The 22,561-nt window shown below is 37.5% G+C and carries 24 protein-coding genes; 15 read left to right on the top strand and 9 right to left on the bottom strand.

Features of this window, described 5'->3' with window-relative positions; translation table 11 throughout:
• Positions 1-240: 240 nt before the first annotated feature.
• On the bottom strand, positions 241-462 hold the full coding sequence (locus TR08_RS17530) for a hypothetical protein (protein ID WP_045520311.1): 222 nt from the start codon (positions 460-462) through the stop codon (positions 241-243).
• Between the two features lie 104 nt (positions 463-566).
• Positions 567-785: a helix-turn-helix domain-containing protein gene (locus TR08_RS17525; RefSeq protein ID WP_045520309.1), complete on the bottom strand. Its 219-nt coding sequence runs from the start codon at positions 783-785 to the stop codon at positions 567-569.
• Between the two features lie 153 nt (positions 786-938).
• Between TR08_RS17525 and TR08_RS17520 the strand changes: the two genes are divergently transcribed.
• The 4 genes from TR08_RS17520 (at position 939) to TR08_RS17505 (ending at position 2,059) form a co-directional block, all read left to right on the top strand.
• A complete protein-coding gene (locus TR08_RS17520; protein ID WP_045520307.1) occupies positions 939-1,145 on the top strand; it encodes a hypothetical protein in 207 nt (68 codons plus the stop codon).
• Between the two features lie 90 nt (positions 1,146-1,235).
• Positions 1,236-1,511, top strand: a complete 276-nt coding sequence (locus TR08_RS17515) for a hypothetical protein (protein ID WP_045520305.1) — start codon at positions 1,236-1,238, stop codon at positions 1,509-1,511.
• A complete protein-coding gene (locus TR08_RS17510; protein ID WP_045520304.1) occupies positions 1,508-1,759 on the top strand; it encodes a hypothetical protein in 252 nt (83 codons plus the stop codon). Before TR08_RS17515 ends, TR08_RS17510 begins: the two co-directional genes overlap by 4 nt.
• A 72-nt stretch (positions 1,760-1,831) precedes the next feature.
• Positions 1,832-2,059, top strand: a complete 228-nt coding sequence (locus tag TR08_RS17505; protein ID WP_045520302.1) for a hypothetical protein — start codon at positions 1,832-1,834, stop codon at positions 2,057-2,059.
• A gap of 82 nt (positions 2,060-2,141) precedes the next feature.
• Here the strand turns inward: TR08_RS17505 and TR08_RS33975 are convergent, their stop codons facing one another.
• Positions 2,142-2,297 (bottom strand): restriction endonuclease, encoded by a 156-nt coding sequence (locus TR08_RS33975; RefSeq protein ID WP_370576340.1) that lies wholly within the window; start codon positions 2,295-2,297, stop codon positions 2,142-2,144.
• Between the two features lie 622 nt (positions 2,298-2,919).
• Here TR08_RS33975 and TR08_RS33635 point away from each other — a divergent pair.
• From TR08_RS33635 to TR08_RS33965, 3 genes are read left to right on the top strand one after another with little or no spacing between them, the layout of a single operon-like run.
• Entirely contained in the window at positions 2,920-3,045 is a 126-nt protein-coding gene (locus tag TR08_RS33635) for a hypothetical protein (RefSeq protein ID WP_274521021.1), read from the top strand.
• 12 nt (positions 3,046-3,057) lie between these two features.
• The gene (locus TR08_RS33970) at positions 3,058-3,312 is read left to right on the top strand and encodes a DDE-type integrase/transposase/recombinase (protein WP_370576339.1); all 255 of its coding nucleotides are present in this window, start codon (positions 3,058-3,060) and stop codon (positions 3,310-3,312) included.
• A 12-nt stretch (positions 3,313-3,324) separates the two neighbouring features.
• The gene (locus TR08_RS33965) at positions 3,325-3,447 is read left to right on the top strand and encodes an IS3 family transposase (protein ID WP_081954539.1); all 123 of its coding nucleotides are present in this window, start codon (positions 3,325-3,327) and stop codon (positions 3,445-3,447) included.
• 56 nt (positions 3,448-3,503) lie between these two features.
• On the opposite strand, the gene TR08_RS17495 is transcribed toward TR08_RS33965, so the two are convergent.
• Together TR08_RS17495 and TR08_RS17490 are read right to left on the bottom strand one after the other, a co-directional pair.
• Positions 3,504-3,710 (bottom strand): hypothetical protein, encoded by a 207-nt coding sequence (locus TR08_RS17495; RefSeq protein WP_045520300.1) that lies wholly within the window; start codon positions 3,708-3,710, stop codon positions 3,504-3,506.
• A gap of 60 nt (positions 3,711-3,770) precedes the next feature.
• Positions 3,771-4,751 (bottom strand): radical SAM protein, encoded by a 981-nt coding sequence (locus TR08_RS17490; protein WP_045520292.1) that lies wholly within the window; start codon positions 4,749-4,751, stop codon positions 3,771-3,773.
• Positions 4,752-4,862: 111 nt separating this feature from the next.
• Here TR08_RS17490 and TR08_RS17485 point away from each other — a divergent pair, with 111 nt between their 5' ends.
• A complete protein-coding gene (locus TR08_RS17485) occupies positions 4,863-5,075 on the top strand; it encodes a hypothetical protein (protein WP_045520290.1) in 213 nt (70 codons plus the stop codon).
• A gap of 409 nt (positions 5,076-5,484) precedes the next feature.
• Here TR08_RS17485 and TR08_RS17480 read toward each other — a convergent pair whose 3' ends face one another.
• Together TR08_RS17480 and TR08_RS17475 are read right to left on the bottom strand one after the other, a co-directional pair.
• The gene (locus TR08_RS17480) at positions 5,485-5,910 is read right to left on the bottom strand and encodes a hypothetical protein (RefSeq protein ID WP_045520288.1); all 426 of its coding nucleotides are present in this window, start codon (positions 5,908-5,910) and stop codon (positions 5,485-5,487) included.
• A 762-nt stretch (positions 5,911-6,672) separates the two neighbouring features.
• Positions 6,673-8,226: an ABC-F family ATP-binding cassette domain-containing protein gene (locus TR08_RS17475; protein ID WP_045520286.1), complete on the bottom strand. Its 1,554-nt coding sequence runs from the start codon at positions 8,224-8,226 to the stop codon at positions 6,673-6,675.
• A gap of 294 nt (positions 8,227-8,520) precedes the next feature.
• Between TR08_RS17475 and TR08_RS17470 the strand changes: the two genes are divergently transcribed.
• Positions 8,521-9,789 (top strand): mechanosensitive ion channel family protein, encoded by a 1,269-nt coding sequence (locus TR08_RS17470; RefSeq protein ID WP_045520284.1) that lies wholly within the window; start codon positions 8,521-8,523, stop codon positions 9,787-9,789.
• Positions 9,790-9,941: 152 nt separating this feature from the next.
• Here TR08_RS17470 and TR08_RS30370 read toward each other — a convergent pair whose 3' ends face one another.
• Positions 9,942-11,339, bottom strand: coding sequence for a HAMP domain-containing sensor histidine kinase (locus TR08_RS30370; RefSeq protein WP_052427501.1), 1,398 nt, complete (start codon positions 11,337-11,339; stop codon positions 9,942-9,944).
• Between the two features lie 6 nt (positions 11,340-11,345).
• Entirely contained in the window at positions 11,346-12,020 is a 675-nt protein-coding gene (locus TR08_RS17460) for a response regulator (RefSeq protein ID WP_045520282.1), read from the bottom strand.
• A 457-nt stretch (positions 12,021-12,477) separates the two neighbouring features.
• On the opposite strand from TR08_RS17460, the gene TR08_RS17455 reads away from it, so the two are divergent.
• The 6 genes from TR08_RS17455 to TR08_RS17430 all read left to right on the top strand — a co-directional run bounded on the left by TR08_RS17455 (position 12,478) and on the right by TR08_RS17430 (position 22,285).
• On the top strand, positions 12,478-13,068 hold the full coding sequence (locus tag TR08_RS17455) for a hypothetical protein (protein ID WP_152597448.1): 591 nt from the start codon (positions 12,478-12,480) through the stop codon (positions 13,066-13,068).
• 335 nt (positions 13,069-13,403) lie between these two features.
• Positions 13,404-15,491, top strand: coding sequence for a hypothetical protein (locus tag TR08_RS17450; protein WP_045520281.1), 2,088 nt, complete (start codon positions 13,404-13,406; stop codon positions 15,489-15,491).
• 17 nt (positions 15,492-15,508) lie between these two features.
• Entirely contained in the window at positions 15,509-17,476 is a 1,968-nt protein-coding gene (locus TR08_RS17445; RefSeq protein WP_052427504.1) for a beta-propeller fold lactonase family protein, read from the top strand.
• A 350-nt stretch (positions 17,477-17,826) separates the two neighbouring features.
• Positions 17,827-19,611 (top strand): sensor histidine kinase, encoded by a 1,785-nt coding sequence (locus TR08_RS17440; protein ID WP_045520279.1) that lies wholly within the window; start codon positions 17,827-17,829, stop codon positions 19,609-19,611.
• Positions 19,586-20,323 carry a LytR/AlgR family response regulator transcription factor gene (locus TR08_RS17435; protein ID WP_045520277.1) on the top strand — a complete coding sequence of 246 codons (738 nt, stop codon included), beginning with the start codon at positions 19,586-19,588 and terminating at the stop codon, positions 20,321-20,323. The genes TR08_RS17440 and TR08_RS17435 overlap by 26 nt, the downstream gene beginning before the upstream one ends.
• Positions 20,324-20,479: 156 nt before the next feature.
• Positions 20,480-22,285 (top strand): carbon starvation CstA family protein, encoded by a 1,806-nt coding sequence (locus TR08_RS17430; RefSeq protein ID WP_045520267.1) that lies wholly within the window; start codon positions 20,480-20,482, stop codon positions 22,283-22,285.
• The last annotated feature ends 276 nt before the right edge of the window (positions 22,286-22,561 follow it).

Genomic DNA, 22,561 nt, shown 5'->3' with positions numbered 1-22,561 from the left:
AATTTATAGATAATTTTGGGTGTCTAGTAATATTGGATTTATTTGCTTCCGTTGGGTGAATGGTCCTGTAGATAGAATAATGAATGTTGATGGTTCCCATCGTATAACCGGGCTACATGTTTAACATGGGCTATTTGATTAATATTGGTCCCTAGACAATAATCTGTTCCTGAATGAAATAGCCCTTCCGTATTGGAGGGGCATTACTCTTGTCAGTATAAATGAATTTAACAAAGCCACTCATCCTTGTCCCGATTTCTCCAGATTCTTAACCAGATGAGTTAAATCCTCTCCAGTTACAATTACCTTTTCAAGTTTACATTCAAATGGATGATCTTTTTTTATTAACTTCCAAAATTCAAAAGCAACGTTCTCTGGTTTCCTTTTTTTTAATGGAAAATTTCCTCTCTGAAAAATACTATTGTCATTTGTTGTGTAGAAAATCTGAATCAGTACGTTCATTCTCTTCATCCTCGTACAATTTCTTCAACATTTTATCGGTTTCCATTGTCACATCATAAAAATGCACTATCCTTTGAATGTCACTATGAGTAAATCCATTTTCCTCAAATTGTGGAATCAATTTCTTCTGCTTTTCGTTCATAGAGATCATCCACCTTAACTCCTAAAAAGTCTGCTAATTGAAAAGCCTTTTCGAGAGATGGCAAGGTTTTTCCTGTACTCCAATTAGACAATGTATTAGCAGATACCCCTAGCTTTTTCATTATGTATTCTCTTTTATACGGTGATTGTTTAATTAATTGCCCAATGTTGCTTTTATACATTTGAACACCTCACCATATAATTCGACAAAATTCAGTGGTATCCCTTTAACAACATTACTTACAAAAAAATCAAACCATTTTTGTGATAGATAGTTATATATAGATCATAGCGCTCATACCATTAAGTAATCGAGTGAAAGGAGGGGAAAAAACATGAGCAACAAAAAAGTAAAATCAGTTTCTTTTAATATAACCAATCCACAGGAGAAAGAGTTTTTAGAGCGCATGGAAAAAGAAAAGCTAGAGTTCAGTGGGTATGTAAAGGAATTGATTTTCGCAGATGTGCAGCGTCGTAATACACCACTTAAGATTGTCCAACGAAGTAGTAGCGGGGGCATTAAAATAGTAGTTGGGAAGTAATAACGCCTCTCCCTACTGGATATTTCTGTAACACTGTAACTCGGTCGACACTGTCAATTGTCACGACAATCTCAAAAGGGAGGCGAAAAGGTGATAGAAGGTAAGGGGTTAGGTGGCAAGAAGATTCATCGTGTGAACTTGTCTCTTACAAACAAGCAGGCTTTCAAACTGAACCGCCTGGCAACAGCATGCAACATGAAGCCAACGACACTGGCTGCAGTACTTATTGAAAAGGGGCTTAACGATGATAGGTTTGTCTCCATGCTGCAAAAGGAACATTGCACCGAAAAAGCTTACCGAGTGGTCCTCGTCAATAATAATGGTGAACTGAACTACGTATTGAGCGGAAGAGAGGACATAACATGAGCTGGGTCAGCTATATTACAGGCGGTCTGACTGTGATATTGGCTTATGCGTTTTATGCGGTAGGGATGGAAGATGAAGTAGAGGAATTGGCAGTAGAAGAAAATAATCTAATGGTTACAGATTTCTCTAGAAGGTACGTGACTTTAAGCTGTCAGACATGCAGGAAGTTAAAAAAACACAAAGAAGTCGAGCTAAACTTGTTTCAGTGTACTAAATGCAAGCGGCACGTCGATATAAGAGTGTCTTAATTAAAATAATGGTCTGATAGGTGTGATTATTACTAGGGGGCGATTTCCATTAATAGTGAAGATTATTACAAAATGACAAAAGCTGAACTTATTAAGATAATTGAAAAATTAAATGATCAAATTGAGTATTACAAAGAAAGAGAAGAGGATTATGATGAACGGCTGGAACAATTAAATTCAGAAAATGAACGTTATAATAGGAGCATACATGATTATGAACAAAAAGAAAAAGAAGAGGATATTTACAAGCAACTTCCTCATATGAAGCCATTATGGATGAGAAAGGGTTTTGACTATTAAATTTGTCTTTACAATTAAGGACAGTGATTGCCTTTTATTATAGGAATGGATAAAGCCCCTCTCCACTAGGAGAAGGGCTATTTTAAACATATTCAGGTAATAATTCTTTAATCTCTTGTTCTACACTGACCAACCCACTTAACCACAATTCAACAAGTCTCACTCCATCAATTAATTCAATACCTAATCCTTCAGAATATTGCCTGGCAGCTGGGGTAAAAGAACATGTGGTAATCACATAGCCGCCCTTGGCTCCCGTTTTCACCAATAAGAATGAATAAGAGTTATTGGCTTAAAGTCAACATCATGTTGATAACACTTAACTTGTCCTAAAAATAATTCACCTTTAATAATAAAAATCTTTATTGATCTCTGCTCTCTTATAGTAAATTTCGAGGTCATTCAGGTCACTATGACCTATGTGACCTCAAAAATAAATAAATAAAACACATGTGTCCTATTATAAATAAGGCTCCTTACTGCAGTCGTCTGTGTAAATAAAATGCCCCTGTCCACTTTATATTTTTCCTTGAAACTTACTTCCCAAATTTGGTGGGGGATAATACCCAAGTTTAAAATAACCGACATTCTTAGTGTATTGGGTATTCCTAAGGCAACCTATTATCGGTGGAAAAAGAAATATAAAGTCATTGAGTTAACACCATTAGAGGAGATAATCATTAAAAATTGTGAGGAAAACTTTTATCACTATGGTCATCGTAAAGTAAAGCCATTTTAAACAGAAAGTACAGGATAAATGTTAACCGAAAAAACGTACAAAAAATAATGCAGAAATACCAGATCCAATGCCAAAAGTTAAGAAGAAGCGACAGAAGTACATCAGTGGTGAGAGTAATATTGTGGTGCCGAACATTCTTAATCGTAACTTTACAGCAAGTCGATCAAATGAAAAATGGGTAACGGATATTACATACTTACCATATGGCTCAACAATGATGTATTTATCAACGATTATAGACTTATAAAACAACGAAATTGTGGCCTATAAGATAGGTATGAGCCAAGATATTAACCTAGTATTAGTTACATTAAGGGACGCTATAGAAACACGAAAACCAGTAGGATTACTTCTTCATTCTGATCAAGGTTGGCATTATCAAATGAAACAGTATCAAAAAACATTAGAACAGCACCAGAATACACAGAGTATGTCCCGAAAGTGTAACTGTTTGAATAAGGCAGTCATGGAAAATTTCTTTGGCTTATTAAAGTCTGATCTCCTTTATCTATAGGAATTTGACCGTATTGAACATTTTGAACGGGAATTAGCGGACTATATTGACTATTACAATCACAAACGAATGAAGGCAAATTTAAAAGACCTGAGTCCGGTGGAGTACCGAACACAGGTCTTAAAAGTTGCATAAAAATATTTGTATAACTTTATTGGTTCAGATTTTAAAGATGCTATTTGTTTTTTCAACTATTTTAATGAATATGCCGGAGCGTCCGCAGTACCACAGCCATTGTTACAGCCGCAATTGTTGGTATCAGGAGCATCAGTTGCTTGGCAAATTGCTTCCTTTCTGATAGCTTCAGCGAGCTTGGAATTATTGATTATTACTTTCCCTGTATGATCAATGGTTATTTCTTCGGGTGAAAATTCAATTCCAAAAAGTTTTGCACTCATTACTCATTCCTCCTTAGTTAAAATTTCACAATACTTATTCTTTCTCAATCTAGGCATATTTTATTCAGTGCCTAGGACACTTAACGGACAACTCAAAGTGGCAGGATCTAAGGTTGCGAGACCTTTTATCCAAGGAGTTAAACGTTTCGAGTTTAATTCAAGAGTACCATCTGAGCGTAATGAACCTATGTGATTGCGTTGATCGTTCAATGCAACAGTACATTTACCTATTTTACCATCAGCACGAATAATCAAGGAGTTAGGTTGTGAAGCATAGCAAACTGAAAGTTCCTCTTCAGGCTCAACAAAATCATCACCATACAGTTTGTGTTTAAGCATTTTGAGTGCCACTTTTTTTTCTTTAGACGACATGGTCTTAATATTGGCATCGTTTGGTCCACCTAATTTTTCGAGAGATTTAAAGAATACAGAAAAACGGGTATCGTGTATAAACTCGCGACGAATGTCTTCAATTAATGGATCTAGTTGTGTAAAATTCTCAGCATCATGATGGACACGAAGCGTAATCGAAACCGGTTCTTTGCTATCTCGGATAGCTAATAAATTTTCCCATATACGATCGAAAGTACCTTTACCATCGGCTCGTAACCGAGTACGGTTATGCATCTCACGGGGGCCATCGAGCGTGATTTGGTAGCGTAGTACTCCTACTGCTGTCAATTCAGTTAGTGTAGAAGGTGTTAAATAATATGCATTGGTAGTCATAGTACTAACATATCTTAAGTCTGGATTTGCTTTAGCCAATGCAGAGGCATATGCAGAAATATCACGTACAATGTCCTTAGCAACTAAAGGTTCTCCGCCAAACCATGATAGGTACAATTCATTGAGTTCTGGAGCGCGCTTGTCCAGAAAAGCTTTTATTCCTCCAATTGTGTCATCAGACATTCGACCAATTGTGTAATCTTCATAACAATAAGTGCATCTGAAGTTACATTTTTCTGTAGGAAAAATAATAAGCTCCTGTCTTTTATTTGACATCAATGGAGCAAGCCTTGATTCGATATTTGGAATAGCCATAGAATACTTTTCACCTGCTTTCAACCAAGTTTTTACATAATCATTGTTACCGTAATACTAAAAATTATGCGTTGAATACCAGAATATTTGAAAGAACAGAGTGGTCCTGTCTTGAAAGTACCTCCGAATTCAAAGTTAATCCAGCTTTTACTGAAAATCTATCAAGACACATATGATCAAAAGATTACAGATGCATATTATGCCTCTGCAAAAGTTTATGAGTTTAAGCATGGCTTGCCCGAAGGGGTAAACTTACTTAAAGCCAATATTAATGATGAATACATCCACCATCATATTAGCAACCATTGCACCATTGCTATGTAAGCAGTACCACTTTGTTCCTTGCTGTAACCATCCAGTTTTCATAGTGCCATTACTTTCAAGGTAATACTAAGTGCCATATCACTACACCCAACCAGTTGCCATTGCACCACTACTGCGAAGGTAATACCAGGCAACATGTGGATAAAGCCAACCTTAGGACCTAAATCGGTCCTTTTTTATTTTAATTACATAAAGAATATATGTTCTTATAAAGTGGTTAGCATTGCTGTCGTTGTTTAGACCAACTCTGCTTTTTTGAACCGATAAACCAAATAGTTTTAAAACTTTAAATAATAAGTAGGCCACCTGGAATAAAGGCAGCCTTTGGAGGATTCGCTATTTGTACAAATCTCCTTCAATTCCTTTGATTTTAAATCTTTCGACAGTACTGGAAAATTCTCATCCTGTTCTATGCTTGAAAAAATAGTACATGGACCGTGACTGACATCATACATGCGTCATCCGCGTTCTCATCGGTGAGCCGCATTTTGCAGATAATATCGTCACCCTGTACGCTGGTATCGACAAACAGTTGTCCTAGTGGCCGTTCACGCAATTTAGGACTACTCAAATTCCCGTCAGTGAAGCAAGCGTTGATGCCACTTATCCCTACAAGAGTCCAGTTTGCCCCTGCAGGACGAGTTATACGCTTTCTCTGTTCCATGGGGCGACCGGGCTTCAGATGATCGGGTCCACTTTGGTTATGAAAGCCGAATTGAAGGATGGTTCCACCCAAAACTGGACCCAATACCGGTAAAGATTGGACTTCATGTGGATATGTTTCGTCTGGAAGCACATAACTTTCTACCTTAGATTCATTTAATTTCTCAGTCATAATTCACGCTCCTTAGAGTTGGTAATTACCTTTTATAGGATATCTTTTTTATAATGATATATTCACAATCGGAGTGCCATAATTGAACAACGAACAACCTTACGAATATACCTGTTATAGGGGGTATATAATAAAAAAAAACCGTAATTATTACGGTTTAAGGGGTTATCTTGCGTAATACTGTCGGGGATATTACTGGGGATATCGTGGCAGGCATGCCGTAGGGGATAGCGATAAGGCTACAGGTATGACTGCGAAAACATCAGCACGTAGTGCCTGCCGAACGGACCACTTTTTGTCATCAGGGGGTTGAAAGGCTAGAAAAGTATTTGAATTCCACTGAAAGTTATCTCACTTATAATAGTAAGAAGTAAAGAGTGGGAGCCTTCCCACTCTTTTTAATTAACTTCATATCGCTTCAAAAGGTAGGGGTTTATTAATCCCCTCAACGGGAATAATTCATAGAAATAATAGAAGAATTTGTCCGCAAATTTTTTAGATATTAATTAAACCAAATGTTTATCTTTAAAAGGTGAACAAAGCTACATCCATTAATAAAATTGGATTTCTACATTCAGCATTCCACACATGTGGAAGCTGTTGCAAAATTAATATTGAAATAGATAGAAGCTCATTCTAACTTTAGTTTGGATGAGCTTTTTTAAGAAATCTAAAAGAATATTTTTATTGAAAATTTTGGATGGTTAATAAAAAGGGGTACCCTAGTGAATTTTTATTCATTGGGTACCCCTTAATCTCTTTTTAAAACACTTTCGTAGTCCAATCCTCACAATTCCAAATATCGGTCGCAATTTCGCGATAGAAATCTGGTTCGTGGGATACCATCAAGATACTTCCGCGATATGCCTTTAACGCACGCTTCAATTCTTCTTTTGCGTCAACATCCAAGTGATTGGTAGGTTCGTCTAGAATTAATAAATTCGTTTCTGTGTTAATAATTTTACACAATCGAACTTTGGCTTTTTCGCCACCAGAAAGGACTTCGACTTTACTTTCAATATGTTTCGTCGTTAATCCACATTTTGCAAGAGCAGCTCGGACTTCAGCCTGATTCATACTTGGGAACTCGCTCCAAATCTCTTCAATACAAGTGTTGTAGTTGGACTGTTTAACTTCCTGCTCGAAGTAACCGATGTATTGATACTCACCACGTTCCACTTTACCCGAAATTGGATTAATCAACCCAAGAATACTTTTTAAAAGAGTAGACTTACCAATACCGTTTGCACCCACGAACGCAATTTTTTGTCCGCGTTCCATTTTCAAATTCAAAGGGCGAGAAAGTGGTTCATTGTAACCAATAACAAGATCTTCAGCCGTGAAAATATAACGACTAGCTGCACGAGCTTCTTTGAAGTTAAACTCTGGTTTCGGCTTCTCTTTCCCCAATTCAATTACTTCCATTTTGTCGAGCTTCTTCTGACGAGACATCGCCATATTACGAGTCGCAACACTTGCCTTGTTACGAGCAACGAAATCTTTCAAATCAGCTATTTCTTGTTGTTGACGCTTGTAAGCAGACTCTAGCTGTTGCTTCTTCATTTCATATATGTTTAAGAAGTTATCATAGTCACCAACATAGCGATTCAACTCTTGGTTTTCCATGTGATAAATCAAGTTAACAACATTGTTCAAGAATGGAATATCATGTGAAATCAAGATAAATGCATTCTCATATTCCTGTAAATAGCGCTTCAACCATTCGATATGCTGTTCATCCAAATAGTTCGTAGGTTCGTCTAGTAATAGGATTTCAGGCTTTTCTAGCAAAAGCTTAGCTAGCAATACTTTCGTACGCTGTCCGCCGCTAAGATCATCTACATCTCGATCGAGTCCAACATCGTCTAATCCTAGACCACGAGCAACTTCCTCAACTTTTGAATTAATTTGATAGAAATCATTACTATCTAAAGTTTCTTGGAGCTCTCCAACTTCTGCAAGTAATGCATCGATATCAGCACCTTCATCACCCATTTTTGCATAAAGTTCATTGATTTCTGATTCAGCATCAAAAAGATATTGAAAAGCAGTACTCAAAGCGTCACGCATCGTAGTACCTTTTTGAAGTACAGCATGCTGATCTAAATAACCAACACGGACTTTTCGTGACCACTCAACTTTCCCCTCGTCGGGCTGCAACTTCCCAGTAACAATATTCATGAAAGTAGACTTACCCTCACCATTTGCCCCAACTAGTCCAACGTGCTCTCCTTTTAAAAGTCGGAAAGACACATTATTAAAAATCGCACGATCACCGAAACCGTGGCTTAAATTTTTTACGTTTAATACGCTCATTTTTTTTAACCCCTTATCTAATGTCACATGTGGATATCTTACTAGATTTTGACTGCTTTTTCTATATTGAAGTTATTTTTGTATAAAAATGCCATTCGATTTTTGGGCTAGTTGTTGCCCTCTAACGTTTCCTGCAATGTATAGAGACTTCTATTTGACGACCTTCGTAAACTGAAGCGTCACAACTTAGGGGCTAAGGTACCATTTTTTCGTTATTGATGAAGTAGGAATTGACAGTTTAGATGCTTTACCCGTAAAGTTGCTTATGATGCAAATTAAAACGGAGGAAAACAGATGCAATTCATTAATAATCTACTTCTGGATATGGAACTAGATCCTAGATTAGTAGAATATCTTTCGGTTATCATCAAGATTCTGCTAATAGGGCTTATCTGTATCGTTGCCAATTTTATATCAAAGAAAATCGTGATCAGGATCATTACTCGTATCGTAACAAACTCCAAGGTCAAGTGGGGTCAAATCATCTTGGAAAGGCAAGTTTTTCGAAAGTTATCCCATATTGTCCCTTCGATCATTATTTACTCGTTTTCTTCAACCTTTCCAATCTATCAATCAACCATTGAGAAATTGGCCATTGCCTACACCATTATTGTAGGGTTAGTGTTTATACAAAGCTTACTTAATGCATTTAATGATATTTATCAAACCTTTGAAATATCCAAGGTTAAGCCTATTAAAGGATATATTCAGGTGGTTAACATTATTTTCATGACTCTCGGGTCTATCTTAGTTATCTCGAATCTAATAGGAAAGAGTCCTCTTATTCTATTAAGTGGGATTGGTGCTCTCTCGGCCGTTTTGATGTTAGTATTTAAAGATTCGTTATTAGGACTAGTGGCAGGAATTCAGTTGACGGCCAATGATATGGTTCGGGTTGGTGACTGGATTGAAATGCCAAAGTATGGAGCAGATGGTGATGTTATTGATATTTCTTTAAATACCGTAAAGGTTCAAAATGGGGACAAAACAATTACGATGATACCCAGCTATGCCCTTATTTCCGATTCTTTTAAAAACTGGAGGGGGATGCAAGGCTCAGGTGGAAGACGTATCAAACGCGCATTGTATATAGATACAAGCAGTATCATGTTTTGCACAGAGGATATGATTGAGAAATTTGTAAATGTTGATTACCTATCTGACTACATTATTCATAAGGAAAGGGAAATTGCTGAGTACAATGTCAAAAATGAAATAGATAGGAACAATCGCGTGAATGGAAGAGCCCTTACCAATATCGGTGTATTTAGGGCGTATATCAGCAATTACCTCAAAAATCATCCTAGAATCAATCAGAATATGACCATAATAGTGAGACAGCTAGAACATAATGAACACGGATTGCCTCTAGAAATTTATGCATTCACCAATGATGTACAGTGGGCAGTTTATGAATCTGTGCAATCCGATATTTTTGACCATCTATTTGCCGTTGCACCAGAGTTTGGACTAAGAGTATTCCAGAATCCATCTGGGTCTGATTTAAGAAGCATGGTAGAAGAATCGAGCAACAAAACCTTGATTGGCGAAAGAAGCTATTGAAATAATCAATCACCGAAAAAAACGACTGTTTTAAATTAACACAGTCGTTTTTTTTATAATAAAGATCAACTTTTTTAATGCCTTTTTTTTCGTATCACCCTTGGTATGTTGTTTCCATTTCGTTTTTGTACTAGAAACTTTTTGTATATTCATTAACAAGCAGGCAACTTTACAGTTATACTCGTCCCTTCATCCGGCTTACTACGAACCTCTATTGTTCCTTCATGAACCTCTACAATCCATTTACATAAAGACAATCCAAGCCCAGTTCCTCCTTGACTTCTTGATCTGGAATCGTCCGCGCGATAAAATCGCTGAAAAATAAAAGGCAAGTGTTCCTTTGAAATCCCGATCCCATTATCAATTACATTAATATAAATTAATTTTTCCTTCCTGTTTGCCTTGATTTCCACTGTGCCACCTTCTGGAGTGTACTTAAACGCATTTTCAATCAAGTTAATAAATAATCTTCGTAAGAGATCTTCATCCCCGAATAAAATGAATGGATCGGGTATTTGAATATGTAATTCAATCTGTTTTTTCATTTCCAATGATAGTAAATGATTCCTAACATTTTTGAATAAGAGCATTCCGTCAACGGTTTTTCGCTCTATCAGATTTGTATTAGAGGTATTTCTCGATAAATATAAGAATTTTTCTACCATATCAGATAAATAGATGACCTCTTCCAAAACAGCATACAGGACACCTTTATATTCCTCTTCCGATCTATTTCTATTTAAAGCAACATCTAATTCTCCTCGCATAATTGTTAAGGAAGTACGAAGTTCATGGGAAACGTCCGAAGTGAACTGTTGGATTTGAGTAAAAGAGTCTTCTAGTCTGTCAATCATGCCATTTAGTGTTTTAGATAAGTTCTGTAATTCATCTTCAGGTCCTTCAATAGGCAGCCGTTCGTGTAAACTGGTTGCAGTAATGGTATTAGTCGTACGGATGATTTGATGAATCGGCTTCAGAGTTTTTTTCGAAATCAACCAGCCCATCACGATTGATATTCCTAGGAATAAAAAATTGCAGATGATAATAATGTTCCGCAACTGATCAATGGCGAAATGCCGTATCCTGTCGTTTGTAGCAACCGTAATTCTGTATGTAAATTTATTTTGTGATATCAGTTGCATGGACATCGCACGAAGTGGTATTCCATTTAGCTCGGGATCCCAGCTGAAGGTATTCTCGTCCATCTTCTTTAAAGTTTCTGAATCGTTGATGCGTTGACCGTACAAATTGCGAGATTCTGCAATGATTTGCCCTCGATCATTTTCAATTTGCCAATAGATCTCTTCTTGATTTACCCTTTTAAAACTTCGTAATCGGTTGATGTGTTGTTCGATTTTAGAATATGAATCCCCTTCCTCCAAACAATAGGCAATCAAACTAAGTTCTCGGATTAGGATTGAATCGACTTCTTTGGTTACCATTTTAGAAAATGTAAAATATAAGAATCCGCTAAATAGGAATAAAATGAATATAAACATTATCGAATGCCAAATCGTAATTCTCCATACGATACTTTTTAAAAATCTCAAGTTGGTTTATCCTTCACCTTTGATTATATAACCAATACTATAAACCGTTTGTATTAGTTTTAGATCAAAGTTTTTATCGATTTTATTTCTTAAGTGATTAATATAAACATCAACTACATTCGTTCCTATGTTATAAGCATCCGTCCAAACGCGTTCTAGAATTAAGGTTCTAGATAAAATTTTTCCGGCATTTCTCATCATAAATTCCAAAATAGCGTATTCCTTATTGGAAAGGAATATATGGAGTTCCCCTCGAGTCACCTCTCTCGTAGAAGGATTCAATGTCAGATCCGCTACTTGTAAAAGAGGTGATGCCTGTTCTTGGTTTCGTCTTAATAGACACCGTATACGTGCTAATAACTCCGTAAAAGCAAACGGCTTTGTCATATAATCGTCCGCTCCTAAATCGAGGCCATCTACTTTATCTGCCACGGAATCTTTGGCACTGAGAATAAGAATAGGAATATTTTTTCCATTCAACCTAAGTTCCTTAATCAATCGCATTCCATTTTTCTTCGGAATCATAAGGTCAACAATCATAAGATCATAATCTTCTGCAAATGCCAGTTCAGAAGCCATTTCACCATCGTTCGCCACATCTACAACATAATGGTGCTCTCTTAATCCTTGCGATATAAAACGGGCTACCTTTGACTCATCTTCAACCAATAACAACCTCATTTCCATTTCCCCTAACAAAATCACTCATTTCATTTATCAATAGTGATAATCATTATCAATGATGATATAACAATATCTTAAATTATCACTCTATTCTGGTCAATCAGGTAATAGTTTCCATTGGAAATTCAGCTAAAACTAATCCTCTTCTTTAAACAACATGATAATTCCTCATTGAAATTTATTATCTAAACTGATAGATACCTTTAAATACTTAATTGATAATATGCCTTTTATTACTTTTACCTAGTGACTTTATTAGAAAGAAAATAGATTTAATGTTTACCATTTATAACTGTAAGTATTACTTTAAATAGTGTAAAAAATTAAATTTTTTTAATCTTATTTTAAAAAGTTTTTAAGAATTTTTTTATAACATATCGCCATCGGTTAAATAAATGATAATGATTATCATTGTCGATTTTAATTCGGCCTATAAATATTTAGGAGGGGACTTATGATGCAAAATCAAAATAATCCAGGAAAACACTTTTTTCATAATTTAGTTGTTTTAATGCGCATTCTATTTGGAATAGGCTGGCTTTTAGCAGGAGTAACGAAGATTTTAGGTGAAGGGGGTTCTTCAGGACACTCATGGTTTACTCAACCAGGAGTATTTCTAAGTGATTATCTGATAAATACATTAGATAAACCGAATGTACCAGATTTCTATAAATTTTTTATAGAAGAGGCTGCACTTAAGCAAGTGATGGCTTTAAATTATACCATTCCCATCGTTCAGGTGATAGTTGGTTTGTTTCTTATCGCAGGGTTTATGACACTTCCATCTATTCTGACGTGTCTCTTTATGCATATTAACTTCCTTCTCTCAGGTAATATCAATGTAATGAGCCTTACCCTTTATACAAGCGCATTTGGATTGTTACTAAGTGGAAGACAAATATATAGATTAAGCTTGGATCAATATTTCAAATTAGATCATTTATTGGACTTAACTATTAACAAATCCAGAGATTACAATATTCCTACATTAAATGAAATGTATCCTCAAAACGATCTTAAAAAAACATTTGAAAGACGGTATTAACAACTTTACCATACTGACAAAAAAGTTCAGGTATCCCAAAATGAGCGGATCAAACAATTTATCACTTATATTCAAGAAACTTATTTTAGTGAAAATAGTCATATTGAAAAAGAAAAGATGTAAAATCATTAATTCGTTAAGAATAACATCATTTTGACAACCCTATAGACCATTTTTTATAGGGGGATGTGAAAATAAATAGCTTTATAGTATAGGATAAATGACTTAATTACGTAAATGAAGCTATCTCTAATTGATAATGATTGTTATTATCAATTAGAGATTGGAAATAACATCAATTATAGAGTCATAAATTAAGGGAGAGAAGAACAATAATGAAAACACTTCCATGGAAAGTGATGACAACATTCGCTTTGGCTTCATCACTTTTATTAACGAGTGCATGCTCAAACGAGAAATCAACTGCAAAAAAAGAAATAAAAGCAGAAACGGAAACAGAAAAAAGAAGCGTATCTGTCCCAGTCACCGATTATACGTTTGATACAGCCGGGAATATGTTTGCTTATGCAGAATTTGAGCTTTCTGGAGAACCGTTAGTAGAAGGTCTGGGCTTAGATTTAGATGTTCTTGATGTAAGAAAGCTTGATCAACCATCCAAATTTGACTACACAGCAGGTGTAGAGTCATACGAATATTCAGAAGAAGCGATGTATGAAGTGACTGAAAAATCCGGTCTTGGTTTACATTTAATCCACGGCCCGGCGGTTGCAGAATTAGCGAAACAAACAGGAAAAGACGCACCGACTGTGCTAGGTGAACGTTTTTATGAATTGGCAGACAGTGTCGGTTATCCAAAAGATGAACTGTTTAGGAATATGTTTCCAACATTAATTGAATATTCCTCAGGAGACCCGCACTACATACAAAAAGTGGATACAAATGTTTATGCAGAAAATGATGATGACTCCTATGTACCAATTTATCAGGTGAATTTTGAAACGTTGCGCTGGAATCGGGCAAAGATGGACAAAACATTAAATCCGTCGGCTTATGGAGCAACCTTCTTGAAGCAAGCGCTTTGGGCTGGAGACTTTATGGGAGGCTTACATAAAGTAGACAGCGATGAAGAACTTGAAGCAACATCACCGAAAGATGATGATGATGCAAACATCGCGTTAGGGGTTAGTTCAGCTGATGGGATGCAGGGAGCCATTCTGACGGAACAAATTTGGAACAAGCTGGCCTATATTCGAGACGGATTATTCTATGATACTGCTAAAAAGCAGCTGACGGCAGGGACTGGAAGCCAATATAATCCGGCGAATGGCTTTGTTTATTTACCGCACGAAATCGAAGTCGTGGAAGACGGGAATGATGAGATTCCAAGCGCCAAACAATTGACCGTAAAAGATGCACGAAGTATGCTGCAAGATCAATGGCTTATGCTATGGCCGGCATCCGAATTTTACGGTATGACAGATCAGCGTCCGGAAAACAAAGCACAAAACCAAGCGTTTTTAGCTGCCTTTGATGGTAAACCGTTTCCAAGTGCTGCTAAGGAGAATGTAGATGGTTCTGCTGCCAACGATGTAAAGGCATCTGATCCGTATTCCATCAACCGCGATGTATTGCTGCAAGTCTTTAAAAATATCGATTCCATGCACTTCAATAATGAAGCGGGAGCTTTTATCGATGAACATGACGGAAATGCACAGGGAGCCCATGTAGATACATTCCAGGCCGGATACACGACAGAGGCGCTACGTATGTTCCAGCGCGCGATTGACGGTCTTCCCGTCGGATACGCAAATGGTGAGGATGCAAAAGGATTAGAGACAGAAGAAGGAAAGCGTGCACTGGAAATGATTAGAAAGCAAGCCGACTTTATCATCTATGAGTTAAAACGTGAAGATGGCCTTGTTGCGAACGGCTATACGATCGGAAAAGGACAGGACGACAGTGAGCCAACTTTAGATGCACAACTAGGAGCAATCAGAGGCTTGACTGGAGCATTCTTAGCAACGAAAGAAACGAAGTACCGTGATGCTGCCCGTGAACTATACCAGGCATTAGATGAGAAGATGCTAGATAAAGAAACGAATTTATATTACACAACTAAAGATGAAATGAAATATAGCCCAATGACAGCAGGGGCTTTATCAGCTGTCTTCCGCGTTGCCATAAATAACTTATACAACACGGACGGAGATCAGGATACATTGTCTGCCTTGGATCGTGAAACGATTATCTCTCGTTATGTTGCTTTTTACGATACAGTCATTGACGGTCCATCATTACAAGAAGGAATGCAGGCAAGTGAGTTTTGGGATACAGGAGATGCTTATATCGACGGCAAAAAGCTTGGTAACACTGACAAAGACAATGTTCCACAGGTGCAAGCAGGTCACGGGAAATATGGGATTGCTCCTGTATTAGTGAACGTAGAAGTGAAGAAACCGTAAAGAAGGAAACAATTATGATGTGGAAGCGACTCTTACTATTAACAATTTTATCTGTTACGACCATTATCGCTTCAAGTTGTCTAAATGATCAAGCGGTCACGAAAAAAGTGGTAGTCCGTGACTATGCTGTTCACAGTGATAATATGTTGTTAAATGACAAAGGTGATACTCTATATGTTGCCAATATGGATGTGAACACCGTATCGATCCTTGATGCTAAATCGAAAAAAATAAAATCGGAAGTTTCGGTCGGAAAAGAACCACAGCAACTAACGTTAAGTCCAGATGGCCAATACGTGTATGTATCGTGTTTATTTGACAATCAAGTAGACGTTATTTCAATAAAAAAGAAAAAAGTGGTAGACTCCATTGAGGTTGGTATTCAACCGTACGGACTAGTCACGAGCCCAAACGGTGATACACTTTATGTAGCAAACTATCAGTCTGGTACATTATCTATCATTGATACAAATGAGAGGGAAGTAAAGAAGGAACTAAAAATTGGAGACCGACCTAGAACAGTTACCATTACAAAGGATGGCAAAAAGCTGTATGTTCCTCATTATTTAGACGGCAATATCAGTGTCATCAATACAGAAGAAGACAAAGTGGTAAAGACCATCGCCTTGGCCGCTTCACCTGATCAGCCTGACCGTAAGAAAAGCCAGGGGATCCCTAATACGATTGAGCAGTTTGTGATATCGCCTGATGGAAAAAAGGCGTTTGTTCCACACTTGTTAACGAATATCGATACCCCTATTCATTTTCAAGAAACGATTTTTCCTGCTGTGTCAGTTATTGATTTGGAAAAAGACGAAGAAATTGTAGATGAACGAAAAGAGCTCTTTGACGAAATCAATATTCGCGATGTAAAAAATGAAACAATTATTGTATCCAATCCATATGATGTAGCCTTTCAGCCGGATGGCAGCAAAGCCTATGTAGTGATGTCGGGCAGCGAAGACCTTGTCGTCTTTGATTTAACACGAGGTGGAAATGCGACCCAAATTTTGCGCCGAATTAAAGGAGATAACCCACGGGGGATTGTTATTTCAAATGATGGACAGAACATTTTTGTTCATAATGCGATGAGTCATAATTTAGTGTCGATTCAATCAGGTGGAGACAACCCATATGCACGTGCCAAAATGTCGGGAGAGCCTGTAAAGCTGATCAAAGAAGACTCTCTGTCAAAAGAGGTACGGGAAGGAAAAACAATCTTTTACAGTGCCAACAGTGATGAATACGTTTCAAGCATAACGGGGAACAATTGGATGAGCTGTGCCTCATGCCATGCAGATGGGGACATGAATCGCTTAACGCTAACGACAGCAAAAGGTCCACGCAATATTCCAAGCAACGTTGTGACGACGGAAACAGGGCTTTTTTTGTGGGACGGGTCACGCAATGATTTTACGGATTACATTCATACCGTTCAAGGCGAAATGGGAGGCATGATGGAACTTGATCCTGCCGAACCAATTCCAGAAGATGTACAGCACATGTATGATTCACTTCTGGCATTTTTGCAAGATCCAAATTCGTATCCTCCCCCTCAAAGTCCTTATCGGCAGAAAGATGGTAGTTTAACACGGACAGCCGAAGAAGGGGAACGGTTGTTCAACGGAAAAGGAAACTGTCTTAGCTGCCATGGAGGTGAGTTCTTCACGGACAGCAGCAAGGCTGTGAATGAAAAAGGGGAGTTAACGGAACGAAACACGAACTTTCTCCATGACATTGGAACTGGAAGCATACTCGACGTTCCTTCAAAAGGAGATGCACGCGGACAATATCAGAATCCGCGTGACGGAAAAAAGTTTGATACTCCAACTTTAAGGGGTGTTTGGGCCACTGCGCCGTATTTTCATGATGGCAGCGCAAAGACCATAGAAACTGCGATTGAGCGTCATGGAAATAACAGTATTCCGATGTTATCAACAAGGGAAGTGCTGGCCATTGCCGAATATATTAAATCGATTGAATAGTCAAAACCTGTCGTAAAAGCGGCAGGTTTTTTTGTATCGAAAGTATGTATTTTTTCTATCTATGTTCTTATCCTTTACAACCACTTTTTTTAGATACGATTGTTCCTAAATCATATATAGCAAAACTATTTTTCTATATTAATCTAATGATTTCCTTTATTTTAATTGACATCAATTTTCGCGGGATCCTCCTACTCGATTATAAAGTTAGGTTCGATAGAGTATTAGCAACTTATGTTAAAATAAAATCGATTGTCATTTCTAATTCAAAAAGATCCAATAAAAAGGTGGATGGCACGATGTTCTGCTGCATCCTAATGTAAGTATTAGAAAATAAAGGATGGGTGAAAATGTTTAATTTAGCAGCATTAATGCTTGAAAAGGTCGGAATCATTGTCATTGTTGCTTATTTGCTTTCGCAAATGAAATCATTTCGTCATATTATTCAAACCGAGCACAAGACAAATGAGAGAATCCTGCTTATTTTACTTTTTGGTGCCTTCGGGATCATAAGTAATTATACAGGGATTGAAGTTTATTATAATTCTATTAATAGAGCGGCGTGGCTTTCTGATTTAGAACAAGAGAGTGCGCTGGCAAATACAAGAGTAATGGGGGTTGTCATTGGAGGTTTGCTTGGAGGCCCGATAGTTGGTGTTGGTGCGGGACTGGTTGCTGGAGTCCATCGTTACACGCTTGGCGGTTTCACCGCATTTTCTTGCGCAATTTCTACTATCATAGCTGGAATTATCGCAGGTTACTTTGGAAAAAAAAGAAAGCAGACGGGGAAACAAATCACAGCTAGATTTGCTGTAATGATAGGCATGATAATGGAATCCGTACAGATGTTACTCATCCTTGTTATTGCTAAACCGTTTGAACAAGCGTGGAGTCTTGTACAGTTCATTAGCTTCCCGATGATATTCGGCAATGGATTAGGTACATTGCTGTTTATGTTCATTATAAGCGCAATTAAACGTGATAAAGAACTTACCCGTGCAAATCAAACCAACCAGGCATTTCTTATTGCCGATCAAACTCTGCCATATTTTCGACAAGGCTTAAATATCCATTCCTGCAGGGAAATAGCGGAAATTATGTTGAAACTAACCGATGCTGATGCAGTTTCAGTTACAGATGACCATCAAGTTCTAGCTCATGTCGGCGCTGCGTCAGATCACCATATCCCTAAGTCAAAACCGGAGACCGGTTTGACAAAAAAAGTACTCGAATACGGCAAGATTTCAGTTGCAAGATCGAAGAAAGAAATTCTCTGTGTTCATAATGATTGTCCTTTAGAAGCCGCCATTGTGCTGCCGTTAAAGGTAAAAAATAAAATCGTCGGTACATTAAAAATGTACTATACTGATCCTGAAAAATTAGATAGGGTGCAGCAGGAATTAGCGGAAGGACTTGCTAATCTCTTTTCTACACAGTTGGAGCTTGCAGAAGCAGAAAGACAGACGAAGCTATTGAAAGATGCAGAAATTAAAGCCTTGCAGGCACAAATCCATCCGCACTTTTTATTTAATAGTATCAATACCATCTCAGCACTTTGCCGTACAGATGCAGATAAAGCTCGTAAATTACTGTTGGAGCTCAGTTCATTTTTTCGAGGAAATCTCCAAGGAGCCAGGCAGATGCTCCTCCCGCTGGAGAAGGAATTGGCGAATGTCAGGGCTTATCTATCTTTGGAACAGACCCGTTTTCCAAATAAGTACTTCATCGATTTTCAAATTGAACCAGGTCTCGAAAAGGTCCTAATTCCACCGTTTACCCTGCAGCCATTAGTAGAAAATGCGATTCATTATGGCTTTCCTCGAAGTAAATCTGAAGGGATAATCACCATAGAGATTTTTTCCGAAAATAATCAATTGCAAATTATTGTCGCGGATAATGGAAAAGGCATTCCTGGGGAGAGGATAGAAGTGCTTGGTAAGCAAATTGTAAATTCTAAAAAAGGAAATGGCACTGCAATTTTTAATATAAGTGAACGTCTTAAAGGAATTTATAATGGTCAAGCCTGTTTAACAATAAAAAGTCAAGTAGACCATGGAACAACAGTCACGATTTCCATTCCGCTCGACTATAAAGGAGTTTTTGATCAAAATGCTGAAAGCTTATATAGTGGATGATGAACTATTAGCAAGAGATGAATTAAAATACTTGCTGATTCGCAGCAAACAGGTGGACGTATTAGGTGAAAGTGATTGTATCGAGGATGCCACTGCAGATATTTTTGAGCTAAAACCAGATCTTGTCTTTTTAGATATTGAACTGGCTGAAGAGAGTGGATTGGAATTAGCAAAGCAATTAGAAAACGTTAATCCAGCTCCAGCGATAGTTTTTGCTACAGCTTACGATGAGTTTGCGTATCAGGCCTTTGAATTAAATGCGGTGGATTATATTTTAAAACCGTTTGATGAAGAACGTATCGTAAAAACATTGGAAAAAATTAAAAAGATACAAAAAATTGGGGATCAGGATCTTCCCATATATTCCCCTGTGAAAAACAACCACCATGGAAAATTTGCCGTCCTTGTCGATGAAAGAATTATTTTATTAACCAATGCCGACATTGTTTATTTAGAATCCAGTGAGGGTAAGTGCACGATCGAAACAATGAACCAAAAATACAAAGTAAGTGAGGCGCTCGTTGGATTAGAGAAAAAGTTACCTGACTCCAAATTTCTTCGTGTCCACCGCAGTTTCATTGTAAACATCGATCATATCGTAGAAATAGAGCCTTGGTTTAACTCTACCTATAATTTAATCATGAAGAACGGCTCAAACGTTCCAGTCAGCCGGACCTATGTAAAAGGAATAAAGCAGATTTTAGGGTTTTAAATTTTCTGTTTTTTATTTGTCCATTATTGTATTTCATCTGTCGGTTTTTGTAATTCACCTTTCCATTTGTGCAAGTTATCTTGAAAATGAAATAAAAACGTTTTCATTTTGTAAGATATTGATTGTATATAAGAAGAAATGGAGGGGGAGTAAATAATGAATGCGATTTCAATCGTAATTGGTTCGATATGTATCCTCTTAATAGTTTATCGTTTATATGGCACATTTATGGCGGCAAAGGTTTTGAAGCTTAATGATTCAAAGCCGACACCTGCTCAGAAATTTGAAGATGGACTAGATTATGTACCTACCAATAAATGGGTTGTATTTGGTCACCATTTTGCTGCGATTGCTGCAGCTGGCCCGTTGGTTGGTCCAATCTTGGCAGCACAATTCGGTTATTTACCGGGATTGCTTTGGCTGTTAATTGGTGCAGTAATTGGTGGTGCTGTCCACGATATAGTCGTTCTCTTTGCATCAATGCGCAGAGAAGGAAAATCTTTATCAGAAGTTGCAAAGGAAGAACTCGGTCCTGTAGCAGGATTCTGTACAGGCTTAGCGATGTTATTCATTATTACTATTACTATGGCAGGTCTGTCAATGGTTGTGTTGGGCGCACTTGAAAGAAACCCATGGGGAACATTCGCAGTTGGAATCACCATTCCGATTGCAATGGCGGTTGGATTATATCATAAAAAGACAGGCAATTTAAAACTAGCTACAACTGTTGGTTTCATTCTAATCATGGCAGCAATCGTTTGGGGACCAAACATTCAAGGTACATGGTTAGGAGATTTGTTAACACTTGAAAAAAGCACGCTTGCTCTTATTTTACCAATATATGCATTTTTTGCAGCAGCATTACCAGTCTGGTTATTGCTGGCACCACGCGATTATTTAAGTACATTTATGAAGATTGGGGTATTCGCAGCCTTGATCGTTGGGGTATTCATTGTAAACCCAGAAGTTCAATTTCCTGCATTTACAGATTTTATTAATGGCGGTGGTCCTGTTGTTGCTGGTCCAGTTTGGCCATTTATCTCGATTACAATTGCTTGTGGAGCAATTTCAGGATTCCACGCATTCGTTGGTTCTGGTACAACACCGAAGATGGTCAGCCGCTGGAGTGACATTAAAGGTGTAGCTTTTGGAGCAATGCTTGTTGAATGTTTAGTGGCAATCATGGCTTTAATTGCTGCCATCTCTCTACAGCCAGGAGATTATTTTGCAATCAATTCATCACCAGAAAAATTCGCAACACTCGGAATGGAAACAGTTGACCTTAACGAACTGGAGGAAAAGGTGGGAATGGACCTTGAAGGAAGAACAGGTGGAGCCGTTACCCTTGCTGTAGGGATGACATACATCTTCACTGCAGTTCCATTTTTCGCAAAATTAGCATCTTATTTCTATCAATTTGTCATTCTATTTGAGGCTGTCTTTATCTTAACTGCGATTGATTCGGGAACGAGGGTTGCTCGTTATCTTATTCAAGATTTCCTTGGAGACTTTATTAAACCATTAAAACGTACAGATTCACTCGGAGCAAATATCTTTGCCAGTGCATTAGCCTGCTTCGTCTGGGGATATCTTCTTTTCTCAGGGGACATCAGTTCCGTCTGGGCACTATTTGGTGTATCAAACCAATTAATGGCTTCTATCGGACTTATTGTCGGAGCGACAGTAATCCTCAAGATTGCCGAAAAGCGCTGGTACATGCTGACATGTCTAATTCCTCTTGCTTACCTATTTGTAACAGTAAATGTTGCAGGTTACTGGATGGTTAAAAACGTCTATTTCAATGCCGAAAATGCTGGTTTCAGTGTATTAAACGGTATTCTATCCATTGTCATGCTCATCCTTGGTTTAGTAATTATGGCTACTTCAATAAACAAATGGATTAAGCTTTGGAAGATTCCACAAAATGTATTAGTAGAACAATCTGAAAGAGAAGTAGCATAAATAACAAGCACCCATTCGACTTGATGAATGGGTGCTGTTTTTTTATAGGGGATCCTCATTGAAGCTTTGCGGAAATAGATTTGAAGAAACCGAAACCAGATAATTTAAGTATAAGTTTTTCCTTGCCTCTAATACTTTTTTTCATTATTTGGTCCAAGGGGATTTTTAAATTGACGATATTCAATTTAATAAAATTAAGAAATAAGCACAAGCCTTTTAGAATTCCTGAACATATAGTGTTTAACAGAGTGAACAAGCTTTGGGAAAAGGTGGATT

It is taken from the genome of Neobacillus niacini, assembly GCF_000759675.1.
Classification (GTDB): Bacteria; Bacillota; Bacilli; order Bacillales; family Cytobacillaceae; genus Neobacillus; species Neobacillus niacini_A.
The sequence above is the reverse complement of the archived record's forward strand: the minus strand, read 5'-3'. Positions and strand labels throughout refer to the sequence as shown.

Bases quoted from the DNA above. Each gene is read 5' to 3' on its own strand.
- TR08_RS17520 (WP_045520307.1), top strand. From the start codon at position 939: ATGAGCAACAAAAAAGTAAAATCAGTTTCTTTTAATATAACCAATCCA.
- TR08_RS17490 (WP_045520292.1), bottom strand. From the start codon at position 4,751: ATGGCTATTCCAAATATCGAATCAAGGCTTGCTCCATTGATGTCAAAT.
- TR08_RS17530 (WP_045520311.1), bottom strand. From the start codon at position 462: ATGAACGTACTGATTCAGATTTTCTACACAACAAATGACAATAGTATT.
- TR08_RS17430 (WP_045520267.1), top strand. From the start codon at position 20,480: ATGAATGCGATTTCAATCGTAATTGGTTCGATATGTATCCTCTTAATA.
- TR08_RS17525 (WP_045520309.1), bottom strand. From the start codon at position 785: ATGTATAAAAGCAACATTGGGCAATTAATTAAACAATCACCGTATAAA.
- TR08_RS17460 (WP_045520282.1), bottom strand. From the start codon at position 12,020: ATGAGGTTGTTATTGGTTGAAGATGAGTCAAAGGTAGCCCGTTTTATA.
- TR08_RS17435 (WP_045520277.1), top strand. From the start codon at position 19,586: ATGCTGAAAGCTTATATAGTGGATGATGAACTATTAGCAAGAGATGAA.
- TR08_RS17505 (WP_045520302.1), top strand. From the start codon at position 1,832: ATGACAAAAGCTGAACTTATTAAGATAATTGAAAAATTAAATGATCAA.
- TR08_RS17445 (WP_052427504.1), top strand. From the start codon at position 15,509: ATGTGGAAGCGACTCTTACTATTAACAATTTTATCTGTTACGACCATT.
- TR08_RS17440 (WP_045520279.1), top strand. From the start codon at position 17,827: ATGTTTAATTTAGCAGCATTAATGCTTGAAAAGGTCGGAATCATTGTC.
- TR08_RS17450 (WP_045520281.1), top strand. From the start codon at position 13,404: ATGAAAACACTTCCATGGAAAGTGATGACAACATTCGCTTTGGCTTCA.
- TR08_RS17480 (WP_045520288.1), bottom strand. From the start codon at position 5,910: ATGACTGAGAAATTAAATGAATCTAAGGTAGAAAGTTATGTGCTTCCA.
- TR08_RS17475 (WP_045520286.1), bottom strand. From the start codon at position 8,226: ATGAGCGTATTAAACGTAAAAAATTTAAGCCACGGTTTCGGTGATCGT.
- TR08_RS17495 (WP_045520300.1), bottom strand. From the start codon at position 3,710: ATGAGTGCAAAACTTTTTGGAATTGAATTTTCACCCGAAGAAATAACC.
- TR08_RS17455 (WP_152597448.1), top strand. From the start codon at position 12,478: ATGATGCAAAATCAAAATAATCCAGGAAAACACTTTTTTCATAATTTA.
- TR08_RS17470 (WP_045520284.1), top strand. From the start codon at position 8,521: ATGCAATTCATTAATAATCTACTTCTGGATATGGAACTAGATCCTAGA.
- TR08_RS17510 (WP_045520304.1), top strand. From the start codon at position 1,508: ATGAGCTGGGTCAGCTATATTACAGGCGGTCTGACTGTGATATTGGCT.